Source organism: Tunturiibacter gelidiferens (genome assembly GCF_013410115.1).
Lineage (GTDB): Bacteria > Acidobacteriota > Terriglobia > Terriglobales > Acidobacteriaceae > Edaphobacter > Edaphobacter gelidiferens.
Window position 1 is genome coordinate 841,127 of record NZ_JACCCV010000002.1, and the last position, 15,102, is coordinate 856,228.

13 protein-coding genes are annotated in these 15,102 nt (G+C 59.2%); 7 read left to right on the forward strand and 6 right to left on the reverse strand.

All coding sequences use genetic code 11. The features are described from left to right. Nucleotides 1–25 precede the first annotated feature (25 nt). Both HDF12_RS15495 and HDF12_RS15500 read left to right on the forward strand, forming a co-directional pair. Nucleotides 26–1,981, forward strand: coding sequence for an ArnT family glycosyltransferase (locus HDF12_RS15495; protein ID WP_373563937.1), 1,956 nt, complete (start codon nt 26–28; stop codon nt 1,979–1,981). 104 nt (nt 1,982–2,085) lie between these two features. Continuing rightward, a complete protein-coding gene (locus HDF12_RS15500; RefSeq protein ID WP_179584826.1) occupies nt 2,086–3,261 on the forward strand; it encodes a glycosyltransferase in 1,176 nt (391 codons plus the stop codon). A gap of 55 nt (nt 3,262–3,316) precedes the next feature. On the opposite strand, the gene HDF12_RS15505 is transcribed toward HDF12_RS15500, so the two are convergent. After that, nucleotides 3,317–3,718, reverse strand: a complete 402-nt coding sequence (locus HDF12_RS15505; protein ID WP_179584828.1) for a MerR family transcriptional regulator — start codon at nt 3,716–3,718, stop codon at nt 3,317–3,319. Nucleotides 3,719–3,836: 118 nt separating this feature from the next. Here HDF12_RS15505 and HDF12_RS15510 point away from each other — a divergent pair, with 118 nt between their 5' ends. Beyond that, complete coding sequence (locus tag HDF12_RS15510) at nt 3,837–4,865, forward strand: SDR family NAD(P)-dependent oxidoreductase (protein ID WP_179584830.1); 1,029 nt, start codon at nt 3,837–3,839, stop codon at nt 4,863–4,865. Nucleotides 4,866–4,980: 115 nt separating this feature from the next. Here HDF12_RS15510 and HDF12_RS15515 read toward each other — a convergent pair whose 3' ends face one another. The 5 genes from HDF12_RS15515 to dnaK all read right to left on the reverse strand — a co-directional run bounded on the left by HDF12_RS15515 (nt 4,981) and on the right by dnaK (nt 10,292). Continuing rightward, nucleotides 4,981–6,231 (reverse strand): DnaJ C-terminal domain-containing protein, encoded by a 1,251-nt coding sequence (locus tag HDF12_RS15515; RefSeq protein ID WP_179584832.1) that lies wholly within the window; start codon nt 6,229–6,231, stop codon nt 4,981–4,983. Nucleotides 6,232–6,281: 50 nt separating this feature from the next. Beyond that, a complete protein-coding gene (locus HDF12_RS15520) occupies nt 6,282–7,184 on the reverse strand; it encodes an Fpg/Nei family DNA glycosylase (RefSeq protein WP_179584834.1) in 903 nt (300 codons plus the stop codon). Further along, a complete protein-coding gene (locus HDF12_RS15525) occupies nt 7,177–7,827 on the reverse strand; it encodes a hypothetical protein (RefSeq protein ID WP_373563938.1) in 651 nt (216 codons plus the stop codon). The genes HDF12_RS15520 and HDF12_RS15525 overlap by 8 nt, the downstream gene beginning before the upstream one ends. A 156-nt stretch (nt 7,828–7,983) precedes the next feature. Next, entirely contained in the window at nt 7,984–8,196 is a 213-nt protein-coding gene (locus tag HDF12_RS15530; RefSeq protein WP_179583708.1) for a hypothetical protein, read from the reverse strand. A gap of 179 nt (nt 8,197–8,375) precedes the next feature. Beyond that, a complete protein-coding gene (gene dnaK, locus HDF12_RS15535) occupies nt 8,376–10,292 on the reverse strand; it encodes a molecular chaperone DnaK (RefSeq protein WP_179584836.1) in 1,917 nt (638 codons plus the stop codon). Between the two features lie 357 nt (nt 10,293–10,649). On the opposite strand from dnaK, the gene HDF12_RS15540 reads away from it, so the two are divergent. The 4 genes from HDF12_RS15540 to HDF12_RS15555 all read left to right on the forward strand — a co-directional run bounded on the left by HDF12_RS15540 (nt 10,650) and on the right by HDF12_RS15555 (nt 15,079). Continuing rightward, the gene (locus HDF12_RS15540) at nt 10,650–10,931 is read left to right on the forward strand and encodes a hypothetical protein (protein WP_179584838.1); all 282 of its coding nucleotides are present in this window, start codon (nt 10,650–10,652) and stop codon (nt 10,929–10,931) included. 195 nt (nt 10,932–11,126) lie between these two features. Then, entirely contained in the window at nt 11,127–12,713 is a 1,587-nt protein-coding gene (locus HDF12_RS15545) for a DHA2 family efflux MFS transporter permease subunit (RefSeq protein WP_179584840.1), read from the forward strand. 3 nt (nt 12,714–12,716) lie between these two features. Then, nucleotides 12,717–13,181, forward strand: a complete 465-nt coding sequence (locus tag HDF12_RS15550; protein WP_257025693.1) for a GNAT family N-acetyltransferase — start codon at nt 12,717–12,719, stop codon at nt 13,179–13,181. A 110-nt stretch (nt 13,182–13,291) separates the two neighbouring features. Then, nucleotides 13,292–15,079, forward strand: a complete 1,788-nt coding sequence (locus tag HDF12_RS15555) for a hypothetical protein (RefSeq protein ID WP_179584842.1) — start codon at nt 13,292–13,294, stop codon at nt 15,077–15,079. Nucleotides 15,080–15,102 lie beyond the last annotated feature (23 nt).

A 15,102-nucleotide genomic window follows, 5' to 3' on the forward strand; every position in this document is an offset into this window, starting at 1 on the left:
ATCAAAACTCGACGAAGAAACCCTAGTGCACGAGACCTCTCCCCATAACGCCAGACCGCGCCGCCTCTGGAACCCGGTCTCTCTCGCAGTCATCTTCTTTCTCTGGCTCATCCTTCAGATTGGCGGCCTCTTCAGCCCCGGCCTCCTCGACGATGTCGACTCCATCTACATCGAGATCGCCCGCGAGATGCTCCAGCGCCACGATTTCGTCACCCCCTACATCGACGGCGTTCGCTTCTTCGACAAGCCTCCACTCATGTACTGGATGGCGGCCGGATCCATGCATCTCTTCGGCGTCCGCGACTGGGCCGCACGCCTTCCTCTAGCTCTCGCCGTTCTCGCACTGCTCCTTGCCGTCTACGCCCTCGGCATTCGCCTCTTCGCAACGATCTCTCCGGCCGAAAACCCCGATCGCGGAGGCTTCTACGCCGCTGTCGCCATGGCCACCAGCATCGGCCCCTACCTCTACACTCGTTTCTACATCCCAGACATTCTCATCGCTCTCTGGATGACCCTCGCCGTCCATCTCTTCCTCATCGCCCTGAATCGCGTCCAACCAGTCCACCTTCAACCGGGTCGCACATCACCGGCCTCCCAACCGCAAAAATCAGCCCTCCTGCCGTGCCTCTCGTTCGCCGCCGTCATGGCTGCAAATGTCCTGACCAAGGGCCTCATAGGCCTCGTCTTCCCCATCGGCTTCGTCCTCCTCTACCTGGCCTTCACAAAACAACTTCGCGCCCTCCTTAAGCTCCACCCTCTTCCCAGCGCGTTGGTCTTCCTCGCACTCGCAGCGCCGTGGCACATTCTCGCCGCCCTCCGCACCCCGGCGATCCCCCTCCCCGCGAACCTTGGCCTCCCTGCAACCGGCGGCTGGGCCTGGTTCTATCTCTACAACGAGCACATCGCTCGATTCCTCTCGAAACGCATTCCCCACGACTACGGCCAAACCCCTCTCTTGCTCTTCTGGGTTTATCTCGCCATTTGGATCACGCCTTGGACGGTCTTCCTGCCCGGAGCTATCGCCGGCCATATCCGAAACCTCCGCCACCGCGCGGCCAGCATCACCACAAACACCCTCACCCTTGCACGCGAACACGAAGCATCGCTCTCCCTTCTTCTCTGGTCTCTCCTCGTTATGGGTTTCTTCTCCCTCTCAAGTCGCCAGGAGTACTACTCCATTCCCGCGATTCCCGCCCTGTGTCTCATGGCTGGCGGGCTCCTCGCTCGATCCGACCAATCTCCAGACTCCATGCCAATCGGAGTCGACGCAGCGAAGAGCGCCCTCCGCTGGCATCTTTACCTCCTCGTCCCTCTCACTACGGTCATCGCTATCGCCTGCGGATACTTCGCCCTCACCGCACCGCACCCGGCCCCCGGCACCGACCTCGCATCTCTTCTCAACTCCAACCCGGACTTCTACAACCTCTCTCTCGGCCATCTCTTCGACCTAACCGGAGACGCGATGGGACTATTCCGCGCACCACTCACCGCCGTCGCTCTCAGCATGCTTGGCATCGGCATCGGCAGTTACCTCCTGCGCCGCCGCTCCTTCACCTACGCCGCTAATCTCGTCTTGGCCGCAGCCATGACGGTCTCTCTCCTGGCCGCACACGAGGGCCTCGTCCGCTTCTATCCCATCCTCGGTTCGAAGGACCTTGCCCTCGCCGTCAACCAGGAACTTCGTCCCGGCGATCGCGTCATCATCGACGGCTGGCTCTCCTCAGGATCTTCCATCCTCTTCTACACCGGCCAACAGGCAGGCCTTGTCAACGGGCGAATCTACGGTCCCTGGTACGGCTCCTTCTGGCCCGACGCTCCCCCGATCTTCGGCACCGACGACGGACTCCGCCAAGCCTGGACCGGTTCCCAACGAATCTTCCTGCTCACCTTCAGCAAGCAACGTGCCGCCGACCTCGCTCGCTTCGCTCCCGTTCACCTGCTCGCAACAGAAGGCGGTAAATTCATCCTCTCCAACCGCTGATTGTCTCGCAGCCACCGCTTCAACAGACCCCGCATAAGACCACAGTACCCCCCGAATCCCCGCAGTGGCACAACAGGACACGAGCCGATATCCTTATAGAAGCCATGTCTCCCATCCTGCTCCTGATCGCTCGAGGTGCCCTCATAGTTGGCATCTTCGGCACCCTGACCTCCGGAGTATCTTTTCTTCTCGCCTTCCTGGGCGGCCTTCACTTTCGCTCACGTCGCAACGATCAGGGCAACTACTCCCCGCCGGTAAGCATCCTCAAGCCCCTGCACGGCAAGGAGGCAGGACTGGAGGAAAACCTCGAGAGCTTCTTCACCCTCAACCACCCGGAGTTCGAACTCATCTTCTGCGCAAGATCGCTCTCTGATCCCGGAATCCTCTGCGCTCAGGAGGTCGCTCGTCGATTCCCATCCATCCCCACGCGTTTTCTGGCCTCGGGCGAGCCGCTCTGGCAGAATCCCAAGACCTTCTCCATGTCGCTCCTGGTCGAAGCAGCGAAGCACGAGGTCATCCTCTTCTCTGACAGCGATGTCCGCGTCGGCCCATCCTACCTTCACGAGATCCTGCAGCCTCTCGCCGATCCAGCCGTAGGGTTGGTCACCTGCGCTTTTCGGGGCCAACCAGCAGGAAACAGCTCTCTCCTGACCGCGCTCACCCAAACTGTCGAATTCTCCAGTGGAGTCCTCACCGCAAATCTACTCGAAGACATCAAGTTCGGACTCGGCCCAACTCTTCTCACTCGAAAGGCCTTGATCCGCGAAATAGGAGGTCTCAAAGACATAGGAGATCTGCTCGCCGACGACTTCTGGCTCGGCAACCGGATCGCAGATAAAGGCTACAAAGTAACCCTTTCCACGACCATCGTCGATCACTTCATCAACTACGGAAGCATCATCGGCGGATTGCACCACCAGATCAGCTGGATGAAGAACACTCGCTGCTCCAGACCCGCCGGACACCTCGGCTCCGGCCTCACCTTCGCCATGCCCTTCGGCATCATCGGCTTCCTCTCCGCACTCGCCATCGGCCGACCCGTTATCGGCTTCTGGCTACTGTTCGCCGCCCTCGTCAATCGGTGGCTTCAGGCCCTGCTCATCGGCTTCGTCATCATGCGCGACAAGCTCTCTCTTACTTTCTTCTGGCTCTACCCGCTCTGCGATCTGCTCGGCTTCTACAGTTGGGCCGCCAGCTACTTTGGACGAGAGATCGTCTACCGCGGCGAGCGTTATCGCATCAACCCAGGCGGCGTCCTGGTTCGTCTTGGTCCCTTGTAACGCATTCACTGTCCACTCGACACACGGCCCCAACCGACCCGTCCCAACGCTGTCCTCAGCTGCCTTTCTTATCCTTCCGCCCAGGAATCAGCACCTGCCTACGCATTGGAACCAACCCAGCGCCCGGCGCCTGCTGTTGCTGCATCCGCGTCAGCATCTCCGTCCGGACATAGTCGACAAAACCCTGCATCTGTCGATTCATCTCCTCCATCCGCTCCCGCATCTGCAACACAATCGCGATTCCGGCAATATTCACCCCAAGATCCCGCGCCAGGTTCAAAATAAACTCCAGCCGCTCCAGATCCTCATCGGTATATAGTCGCGTATTTCCTTCACTTCGCGACGGCCGCAGCAACCCCTCCCGCTCATACAGACGCAGCGTCTGCGGATGAATCTCGTACATCTCCGCCACCGACGAGATCATGTACGCGCCCTTGGTCTTCCGCTTTGTCGCCATAGTCCCAACCCCTGAAGTCCCAACCCTGATCAGATGCCTTACCGAAGTCTAGCTCTTCACGACATACGCAAGTCAAACAAACTCCACTATGCTCTGGATCAGCATCTCACCTACAACTATGAAGACCTCCAGAGCCTTACTTCACGCCACGCAGATCCTCACCGGAATCGCCGCCATCGCCGCCATCGCCGCAGCCCGCGCCTTTATGCCTCACACCGAAAAGCGCCACCGCAGCCGGGTCGTTCTCATCACCGGCGGATCCCGAGGCCTGGGTCTTGCTCTCGCGCACCGCTTTGGCAAATCCGGCGCAAAACTCATCCTCGTCTCCCGAAACTCCGACGAACTCACCCAGGCTCGTGACACCCTCCTCGCCCACAACGCCGTTCAGCACCCCGACGACATCCTCCTTCTACCCGCCGATCTCACCGACGCCGCCCAGGCAGCCATGCTGGTCGACTATGCCGTTGGCTTCTTCGGCCACATCGACATCCTCATCAACAATGCTGGCGTCATTGAGGTCGGGCCCGTCGAAAACCAGCCCATCGCCGCCTACCGCCGCGCCATGGCAACCAACTTCTTCGCAGCGCTCTACACCACCAACGCCGCTCTTCCTCACCTGCTCCAACGCAACCCCATGTATGGTGATGCCGCCATCGTCAACATCGCCAGCATAGGTGGCAAATTCGCTATGCCTCACCTGCTTCCTTACGTTGCCAGCAAGTTCGCCCTGGTGGGCTACTCCCAAGGGCTTCACGCCGAACTGCGCCACAAGGGTATTCGCGTCACCACCGTCTGCCCGGGCCTCATGCGCACCGGCGGAGCGGTTCATGCGAACTACACTGGACAGGCCAAAAAAGAGGAGCGCTGGTTCAAACTTGCCGCCAAAACTCCCATACTTGCAGCCTCAGTCAACCGCGCCGCCAACAAGATCTACGACGCCGTAACCGCTGGCCGCGCCGAGATCACCATAACCCCACAAGCTTGGCTCGCGGCCCGCATAGCCGGTCTCGCCCCCGAAGCCACTCAGTACCTCGCAAGCCTTGCCAACGAGTTCCTTCTGCCCGCCCCCTCCGGCAACAACGAGGTTCCGCTCGGTTTCACCGTGAAGGTGTCGGCACACAAAGCCAGCGAGGTATTCGAAACATAATCAAAATCACACCAAAGCCGACCTGACAACAAATAATCCCGCATCCAATTACGAGAAAAGGGGCTGATCGAACCAAGATCAGCCCCGCCTTCAAAACAAACGCACATTCAGTTCATCAAACCGCCGTAAACAATCCGTCCCGCGGATCTTCCGGATTCAACTTCGCCAACTCCCGCAGGATTTCCTTGCTCCGCTCATCCTGCACCTTCGGCACCACGATCTTCACCTCCACAATCTGATCGCCCCGCACTCCGTCCCGCGAAGCCGAAGGCACTCCCTTCTCTCGCAGTCGCAACTTCTGCCCCGTCTGGGTTCCAGGAGGAATCTTCAACTGCGTCCTCGCCCCACCCTCATGCGTATCGATAGTAGGCACTTCAATCTTCGCTCCCAGCGCAGCCTCCGTCATCGTAACCGGAACGGTTACATATATGTCATCCGCGCTCCGAGTAAACACCGGATGCGTCCCCGCCTTGATAATCAAAAACAGATCCCCGGAAGGCCCACCATTAATCCCGGCATTTCCCTTTCCCGCCAGCCGAATTCTCTGGCCATCGCGCGTCCCCGCCTTGATGCGAAACTCGAGCGGCTCCCTCTTCGTCACCACCCCCTCACCATCGCACGTCGGGCACGAGTTCTGCACCTTCCCCGACCCGCCGCACCGTGGGCATTGAATATTGAACTTCATCCTCCCACCCATCTGCGTCACCTGCCCAGACCCATGGCACTCCGGACACTCCACACTCCCGCCCGTAGTCGACTTACCCTTACAAGTCGGACAAACCTCCTGCCGCTGAATCTCCAGCCGAGTCACGCCACCGCGCACCGCCGTCCAAAAGTCCACACTCACCTGATACTCAAGATCGGTCCCCGGCTGCGGCCCGCGCGAAGCCTGCTTCCCGCCATTGAACATCCCGCTGAAGATGTCCTTGAAGCTCCCGCCAAACCCACCACCCTGCTCCTGCTGCGCCGATCGTCCGCTCTGAAAATCCGAAAAATCGAACCCCCCAAAGTCGAACGGAACCTCCTGACCCGCTCCCCGGCCTGCGCTTGGACGCCCGCCGCCATATCCAGCAGAAGATGCACCGCCGCCATAGCCGCCACGAGCAGCAGCCTCCGCCGCCGCCGGATCGATATTGTCCGAGTAGAAGCCAAGCTGGTCATAGATCTTCCGCTTCTTCTCATCACTCAACACATCGTTCGCCTCAGAGATCTCTTTAAACTTCTCTTCAGCCTTTTTGTCATTCGGATTCACGTCCGGGTGATACTTCCGCGCAGCCTTCCGAAAAGCCTTGCGAATCTCCTCTGCCGTCGCCGTCTTCTTCACGCCGAGCGTGCCGTAATAGTCCTTCGTCTGTGTCGTCGCCATAATCTTTCTTCCATTCTCTTACCAATGCGCCTCACGCGCATCTCTAAACCTTACTGAACCTTCTCCTCAGGTGCCGCTTGGCAAACCGGACACCAGAACAGATTCCGTCCCGCCATTACCTTCGTCAAAATCTTCGTCCCGCTAATCCAACAGGGCCGCCCCTGCCGTCGATACACATAATGCGCCTCTTCCTTCAGCACCGGCCCACTCTTATGCGGGCGATCTTTCGGCTTCGTCGACACAATCCGCCGGTCAACCATCCCCGCCTTCATCAACACGCCCGCCTCCTTCCATATCGACCGCAGCGTGCTCTCCTCTACCTCCTTCCCCGGCGTAAATGGACTCAGCCTCGCCCGAAACAGCAACTCCGCGCGAAAGATATTCCCCACTCCCGCGGCCACCGATTGATCCATCAACAACTCGCCAATCGCCTTCTTACTCTTTGCAATCCTCGCAATCATCTTCTCCGGCCCGTCTCCATTCAGCGGATCAGGCCCAAGCCGCTCAAGAAGTGCCTCCCACTTCGCCTGCGAATAAATCGAGCAGTCCATCGGCCCCCGCAGCTCCACCCAGGCCACATTCGCAGCCTCAATATGTCCGGTCCCATCGTCATCCGAGTACCACGCATGCCGCTTACTCACTCCCGGAGCAGCCGGTTTCTTCACCGCAGCCTCATTCCAAATCCGCAACCGCAGCGCACCACGCACATCCGGCAGCGGTCCCGAGCCCTCCGTGAAGTCCCCCTGTAAGCCGAGATGCACATGCAGAATCAAGTCCTTCCCAAAGTCATACCCCAGATGCTTCCCCACAGCCAGCACACGCCGCAGCTTCTTTCCGTCGATCATCTCTGCATCGACAAACCGCCCCTGCGGCCCATCCACCCGAACGATCTTCCCGGCAAACGCCGCCGCATGCCGCTCCGCCCAGCGATGAATCTCATTTCCCTCAGGCATCGTCTCTCAACCTCGTCGCAGTCACCTGCGTCTGATGTCGCCGCCGAATACGACGCGGCCGCCCACTCGTCTTCAACTCATACTGGTAGTGCTCAATAATGCGCTCCGGAGTCCACAGCGCCCAGTGCTCGCCCTTCTGCGTCTGCATTTTGTCCATCTGAATCTCATCCATCTGACGCATCATTCGTTGCAGGTCTCTGTAGTGCTCCGTGTAAGCACTCTCTTCGCTCTCGATCAGCGGCTGCATATCCACATACACCGGCTGCGCCCATTCATAGAACGTGTGCCACACGTCATAGACATCAAGGTGGCCCTTCTTCACCAATAGCGACAGGTGCTCATAAAAATCCAGCACCTCGAATGCACTCACCGGAGGTTCCTCCACCGTCCAGGACTTCAATCCCGTCTCATCCAGCCGCGACTCCGCAAGCCTGCGCCTTACCGCCACAAACTTCTCCGACAAAAAGAAGCTCAACTGTTTCTCAAGATTCTCAACCGCCCGGTAATCCCGCTCATGCCTCAGCTGCAACCCCGCGTAGGAGATAGCGCCAGCACTCGTAACCACGAGAGCAACGGTTGCCACCGCCTGAACTGCCTCCCAATTGACCACCAGGTGTCCTCCAGCCTCCTTTGATGCATCCACGCAGGATCCCATCTAACCGGTGCCCATAAACAGCGAGGACGACGGCCAACGCACTTGAAGTCGCGCCTGCCTTCGTCCTCACCAACTGCTTAATCTCGATCTCCTACCAGTACCAGGAAGCACGTCGGCTCATTTCAACCGCGCTTCATCCAAGCATTAGTTCCAAACCTGCCGTGCCTCAATCGCCTCAATCTGAAACATCTGGTCCGGCTCCATCTGCTGCATCCGCTGGGCGAACTGCATCGCTTCTTCCTTGGTGTCGAACATCATCCGGTTGTACAGCCGGCCTGCTCGAACCTGGTCGCACTTCCACATCGTCTCGGTCATGGTCTTCCCTCCAAGCAATCGATTGAGTTCCAGGTTCTCCATCCAAAACGTCTCTGCGTACCTATCTTCGCTTTTTGTCTTGCTCACCGATACACACCTTTCTGGTGATAGACGCACTCTACACGCCAATCGCCGTAAGCCAGCCTGATAAAAAGGAGGGGCACCCCCTCAGGAACGCCCCTCACCTTTATTACGTCAAAACCAGACCTTCCGGATTACACTTATTTCTTTTCATCGACGTCGACGTACTCGGCATCGATCACGCCTTCATCCTTCTTCGGCTCTTCATGAGATTCGGTCGTGCCTGTCGCACCATCGGTCGGTGCTGAAGCTGCTGAGGCCTTGTACATCGCCTCAGCCAGCTTGTGGCTAACCGTAGTTAGACGATCCTTCGCAGCATTCAGATCAGTCGCACTCGGCGAGCCAGCCAGAGTCGTCTTAGCCTCAGCCAGCGCCGTCTCAACCTCGGTCTTGTCCGACGCCTGAACCTTATCGCCAGCATCCTTCAACATCTTTTCGATGTTGTAGACCAGCGAATCCAGTCCATTCCGCGCCTCAACCGCATCGCGCTGCTCTTTATCTTCAGCAGCATGAGCCTCGGCATCCTTCGCCATCCGCTCAACCTCTTCCTTGCTCAGGCCCGACGAACTCGTGATCGTAATCTTCTGATCCTTACCCGTGGCATTATCCTTCGCCGTCACATTAAGAATGCCGTTCGCGTCGATGTCGAACGTCACCTCGATCTGCGGCACGCCACGCGGAGCCGGAGGAATTCCAGCCAGCTTGAACTTGCCCAGCGTCCGGTTCTGCGCCGCCATAGGTCGTTCCCCCTGCAACACATGCACCTCAACCTCAGTCTGCGAGTCGGCCGCCGTAGAGAATGTCTCCGTCTTCTTCGTCGGTATCGTCGTGTTCCGGTTGATCATCGCCGTGGCAACACCGCCCATCGTCTCAATCGACAACGTCAGCGGAGTCACATCGAGCAGCAGCAGGTCCTTCACCTCGCCAGCCAGCACACCAGCCTGAACCGCCGCACCGATCGCTACAACCTCATCCGGATTCACACCCTTATGCGGCTCCTTGCCGAACAGGTCCTTCACCAGCTGCTGAATCTTCGGCATACGAGTCTGACCGCCGACCAGAACCACCTCGTCGATCTTGCTCGCATCCACTCCGGCGTCCTTCATCGCCTGCTTGCAAGGTCCAATCGACCGCTGCAGCAGATCATCGACCAGCGACTCCAGCTTCGCCCGAGTCAACTTCCGCACCAGGTGCTTCGGCCCACTCGCATCGGCAGTAATAAACGGCAGATTGATCTCCGTCTCCTGCGCCGTCGACAACTCGATCTTCGCCCGCTCCGCAGCATCCTTCAGCCGCTGCAGCGCCATCTCGTTGCCCTTCGAGTGCAGATCAAGTCCAGTCTCCGACTTGAACTCCGCAATCAGCCAATCCACAATGCGCTGGTCGAGATTGTCGCCGCCAAGATGCGTATCGCCATTGGTCGACTTCACCTCAATCACGCCTTCGCCAACCTCGAGGATCGAGATATCGAACGTACCGCCGCCGAAGTCATAGACCGCAATCGTCTCGTCCTTCTTCTTATCTAGCCCATACGCCAGTGCAGCCGCCGTCGGCTCGTTCACAATGCGCTTCACATCAAGCCCGGCAATCTTGCCGGCATCTTTCGTCGCCTGACGCTGTGCATCGTTGAAGTAAGCCGGAACCGTAATCACAGCCTCGGTCACCGAAGTCCCCAGATAATCCTCCGAAGCTTTCTTCAACTTCTGCAGAATCATCGCCGAGATCTCAGGCGGCGTGTACTCCTTGCCCTGCGCCACAATGACGATGTTGTCGCCCTTCGCCACCACCTTGTACGGCACCATCTTCATCTCATCGCCAACCTCGTTCAACCGGCGACCCATAAAGCGCTTGATCGAATAGATCGTGTTCTCCGGGTTCGTAATCGCCTGCCGCTTGGCAACCTGGCCGACCAACCGCTCCCCGCCCTTGGTAAACGCAACCACCGACGGAGTCGTCCGGCCACCCTCTTCGTTCGGGATCACCTTTGGCTCGCCACCTTCCATCACCGCCACACATGAGTTCGTTGTTCCCAAGTCAATTCCAATAATCTTCGCCATCCCAAATCCCCATTCCGGGCGCACAGCCCATCACATTTTTGACCTCTTAAGAATCTCACCTTGAGTCACTTATTGTCAACTATTCTGATGTACCTAGCCACCCTTAGAATTCAGAACCCTTACCCCTTCTTTCAAATAGCTTTAGATGTCTTCAGCCATTACAAAAGAACTGAAACCTGACCCCAAAATCCTCTCGAAGAACCTCCAGTCCCCACAGCTACTTCCGATAAACCAAACACGTGATCCGCCAAAACATCCCGGCGCCCTCACCCAATCGGTCCCTCGAAGGTGTCATTGTCGCCCTTGATGCCCCCGGTTACGCTTCCTTCAATTAATGCATCACTTGGAGCTCTGCTCATGCCTTCCCTTACTGCAAGCCGCACCGCACGCCGTCTCTTGAAAGTCGCCTCCCTGGGCCTCGCAGGCCTCCTAGCCGGTCTTCTCTCGGGTTGTAACGCCACCGAAGACTCCCCCAACATCTCGACCACCACCTACACCTGGTCCACCCACCTCCCCAAGAGCCTCGACGCCGTTCAAGTCCCCCCACTCCGCCACTCCCCCTCCACGCGGAGGCTTCAGATGGGCTCTTATCACAACGTCTCCCAGTCGATGGGCCCGATGGGCCGCAATCCCTCCTAAAGTCCGTCGACACAGAACCGGCAGCTCGAGCGCCGGATAACCATAACCAACAAAGCGCGGCAGGCTCCATCCAACGGGCCTGCCGCCTTTTTTGCGCCGCTAACCGCACGCGGGAACTCGAAATGCATCCATCAACTCCTTTTTTGCCTCTATTTAGGAGACAATCACTGCACCCAAGGAACCCCTCTAAAGACCATGGCCTCGGCTGCGACCGCACCACCCGATCAATCCGCTTCAGTCACCCAGGGTGTGAACCCCTGGCTCATCGCCGCCTCGGTCATGCTCGCCACGTTCATGGAGGTGCTCGACACCGCCATCGCCTCGGTCGCCCTTCCCTACATTGCCGGCTCCCTCTCTGCCTCGAACGACGAAGCCACCTGGGTCCTCACTAGCTACCTCGTCGCCAACGCCATCGTTCTCCCCGCGAGCAACTGGTTTTCCCTCAAATTCGGCCGCAAACGCTTCCTCCTCTCCTGCATCGTCATCTTCACCGTCGCCAGCTTCGCCTGCGGAGCCGCTCCCACCCTGGGCATCTTGCTGCTGGCCCGCATCGTTCAAGGCGCAGGCGGCGGCGCACTCCAACCTCTCTCCCAGGCCATCCTCCTCGAATCCTTCCCACCCGCCAAACGCGGAGCCGCCATGGCCGTCTTCGCCTTCGGAGTCGTCGTAGCCCCGGTCCTAGGCCCCACCCTCGGCGGCTGGCTCACCGACACCTACTCCTGGCGCTACGCCTTCTACATCAACATCCCCATTGGCGTCCTCGCCATCCTCATGATCACCCGCTTCGTCCATGACCCGCCGTACATCAGCAAAGCCCGGGTTCCCGCCTTCGACCGCTACGGTTTCGCCGCCCTCGTCGTCTGGACCGGCTGCCTCCAGGTCGTCCTCGACAAAGGTCAGGAAGACGACTGGTTCGGAGCCACCTGGATCCGCTGGGCCGTCTTCTTCCTCGTCACATCTTTTATTTACTTCTGCTGGCACTGCTGGCGCGACAAAGACACCATCGTCGACCTAAAAGTCCTCAAAGACCGGAACTTCCTCCTCGGTTCCATCCTTATCTTCATGTTCGGCGTCGGCATCTACTCCACCGTCACCGTCCTGCCGCTCTTCTACCAGGAGCTCCTCGGCTACACAGCCTTCACCGCTGGCCTCGTCGTAGCGCCGCGCGGCATCGGTGCTGTCTGCGGCATGCCTATCATCGGTTACCTCTCCAACAAAGTAGACCCGCGCTACCTGCTCACCTTCGGCTTCTTCACCTTCGGCCTCACTACTCTCTACTTCGGCAACGTCACCCTCGACATCTCCCCCACGACCCTGCTTCTCCCCATCCTCATCACCGGCTTCGGTCTCAGCTTCGTCTTCGTCCCCATCAGCACCGCCGCCTACGGAACCCTTGATGCGAAACAGATCGGCAACGCCAGCGGACTCTTCAACCTCATGCGTAACGTCGGCGGCTCCATCGGCATCTCCATCGCCTCCACCCTGCTAACCCGACGCTCGGACGTCCACCAAAACGAGATCATCAACTACGTCCCGCGCACCGGCCAGCAATTTCAAAACTCCATCGGCAGCATGACCCAGTTCCTTACCAACCCCTACGGACAGGCGAACGCCGCCGATCCCGCCCAGGCCTCGCTCTACCAACAGCTTGGCCGCCAGGCCTCCCTCTGGGCCTTCGTCGACGTCTTTCGCTGGCTCTCTCTCCTCTGCTTCTTCTGCGTCGGCATCGTCTGGCTCTTCAAAAAAGTAAAACCAGGCAAGCCCCCCGCCGGCGCTCATTAGCTCATGGTCACTCTTCACCGGATCACTCCAACCCTATCCGCCAGCTACAAAACAGTTCGCCTTTGCGCTCTCCAGGACACACCATCCGCCTTCGGAAGCACCTCCGCCCGCGAATCTCAATTCTCTGAAACCGACTGGCATAGCCGCGCCGCCAATCTCTGCACCCAACAGTCGATCGGATACCTCGCGTATCATCAGGACGAGTATTGCGGCATTGCCTGTGGCTTCCTCGATCAACAAGTTCCGCGCAGCGCCGAGCTCGTCTCCATGTGGGTTGCGCCCAACCACCGTCGCGCCGGCACAGGCACGCTCCTTGTCAATGCGATCGAATCCTGGGCTCGCTCTGTGCAGCGCACACTCTTCGTCTCATGGTCACCAACAACAATCTTGCCGCCATATCTTTCTACGAGCGCCTTGGATTCACCAAAAACGGCCGAACCGAGCCATATCCCAACCATCCCAATCTGATCGAATACGAAATGTCCAAATTGCTTCTTTGATCTTCCCGCTCTCAGACCGATCGACAGCAGTCAACATCGTGTAATGCCCGCGTCTGACTCTGCGATACCCTCAAAGACATGCAGCGCGACCGGCTCCCCTATCTCCTGATTCCACTAGCCGCCTACATCGCCATCCTCCCTCTCATCCTCCACGGCTGCTCCTGCGGCCACGACTTCGACTTCCATCTCCTCAATTGGATGGAGGCCGCCCGCCAATTCACCCACGGCAACCTTCATCCTCACTGGGCCTACACCGCCGCGTGGAACGCCGGTGAACCACGCTTCGTCTTCTACCCTCCACTCTCCTGGACCCTCGGCGCCATCCTCACCGTCATCTTCCCAATCACCGCAACCCCCATCGTCTACACATGGCTAGCCCTAACAGCCAGCGGCCTTGCCTTCCACCGTCTCGCCCGCGCCTTCGCTGCCCCCACCGCTTCTCTCCTGGCCGCGATCCTCTACACGGTGAATCCCTACATGCTCTTCACAGCCTACGAGCGCACCGCGTACGCCGAACTCCTCGCCGCCGCCTTCATCCCGCTTCTCCTCCACGCCATACTCCGGGAGCGAGTCACCATCCCCGGCATCGCGATACCCATCGCCCTCCTCTGGCTCACCAATGCTCCCGCCGCCGTCATGAGCTGCTACGCTCTAGCTCTCCTCACCCTCCTCCGCCTTGCCAGGCCCTCCAACACGCCTCGCAAAGATATTGCAGTCAACACAATCTCCGGCACTATCCTCGGCCTCGGACTAGCCGCCTTGTACATCGTTCCCGCCGCCTACGAACGCCGTTACGTCCAGATCGCCATGGCCATCATCCCCAACATGCGCATCCAGGACAACTTCCTCTTCCATCACACCGGCGACCTCCCTCACGATCAGGTTCTCCACACCGCATCCCTCCTCGCCGTAATCATCCTCGCGCTAACCGTCCTCGCTATCGCCATCAGCCGCCTCCACCGCCCTGCGATCCCGAAGGCGCGAACAAAGTTGTCGAACACGCGAGAGCATCCAACAAAGAACCAACACGAACTAGTCAAAGAAGCGTCATCTCGACCGAAGCGCAGCGAAGTGGAGAGACCCCCGCATTTTGCCAAACCCGCCGTCGCCCCCGACCATTCGCACAACAGCTCTCCCCTGGCGTCCCTCGCCACCCTCACCATAGCCATTACTCTTCTCCTCACCCCTCTCACCGCTTTCATCTGGAACCACGCCCCCGAGCTCGCCTTCCTGCAATTCCCCTGGCGCTTCCTCGCAATCCTAGCCGCCGTTTTCGGCCTATCTGCCGCACTTGCGCTAACCCGCGTGCATCTCAAACCCCTCACCTGCACACTCATAGCGATCACGCTCGCCGCAGCCCTCACCTACCCCGCCTACACCCTCTTCCGTCAATCCTGCGACGAAGAAGACACACCCGCAGCCCGCGAAGCTCTCTTCCACTCCAACCAAGGCACCGACCCCACCGACGAATACACCCCCACCACCGCCGACAACGACTCCCTCGCCCACAACGACCCCGCCTTCTGGCTCTCCCCGAATCCAAACAGCAAAGCCCCAACCGACACCCAACCTAGCCCCACTCCCACACACCTCACCATCGACGCCCCCATCGCCGAAGACCTGATCCTAAATCTCCGCGACTACCCAAGCTGGCACATCACCCTCAACGGCGCGTCTGACTCAACCCGAGACCAACGCGACGACGGCCTCATAGCTCTCCCCATCCCCGCCGGCTCCTCCACCGTCACGATCACCCACGTCCAAACTCCCGACCAAACCCTCGGCGACGCGATCTCACTCATCGCCATCGCCACTCTGCTCCTGCTCCTCTTCCGCAAACCGAAATCTCAACCTGCGCTTCCGTAAAAAATCCGCACCATCCGCATATA

What these genes read in the sequence shown, in the direction of transcription:
- HDF12_RS15520 (WP_179584834.1), bottom strand. Translation starts at nt 7,184, where the DNA reads ATGCCTGAGGGAAATGAGATTCATCGCTGGGCGGAGCGGCATGCGGCG.
- HDF12_RS15510 (WP_179584830.1), top strand. Translation starts at nt 3,837, where the DNA reads ATGAAGACCTCCAGAGCCTTACTTCACGCCACGCAGATCCTCACCGGA.
- HDF12_RS15545 (WP_179584840.1), top strand. Translation starts at nt 11,127, where the DNA reads ATGGCCTCGGCTGCGACCGCACCACCCGATCAATCCGCTTCAGTCACC.
- HDF12_RS15505 (WP_179584828.1), bottom strand. Translation starts at nt 3,718, where the DNA reads ATGGCGACAAAGCGGAAGACCAAGGGCGCGTACATGATCTCGTCGGTG.
- HDF12_RS15500 (WP_179584826.1), top strand. Translation starts at nt 2,086, where the DNA reads ATGTCTCCCATCCTGCTCCTGATCGCTCGAGGTGCCCTCATAGTTGGC.
- HDF12_RS15540 (WP_179584838.1), top strand. Translation starts at nt 10,650, where the DNA reads ATGCCTTCCCTTACTGCAAGCCGCACCGCACGCCGTCTCTTGAAAGTC.
- HDF12_RS15555 (WP_179584842.1), top strand. Translation starts at nt 13,292, where the DNA reads ATGCAGCGCGACCGGCTCCCCTATCTCCTGATTCCACTAGCCGCCTAC.
- HDF12_RS15530 (WP_179583708.1), bottom strand. Translation starts at nt 8,196, where the DNA reads ATGGAGAACCTGGAACTCAATCGATTGCTTGGAGGGAAGACCATGACC.
- HDF12_RS15550 (WP_257025693.1), top strand. Translation starts at nt 12,717, where the DNA reads ATGGTCACTCTTCACCGGATCACTCCAACCCTATCCGCCAGCTACAAA.
- HDF12_RS15515 (WP_179584832.1), bottom strand. Translation starts at nt 6,231, where the DNA reads ATGGCGACGACACAGACGAAGGACTATTACGGCACGCTCGGCGTGAAG.
- dnaK (WP_179584836.1), bottom strand. Translation starts at nt 10,292, where the DNA reads ATGGCGAAGATTATTGGAATTGACTTGGGAACAACGAACTCATGTGTG.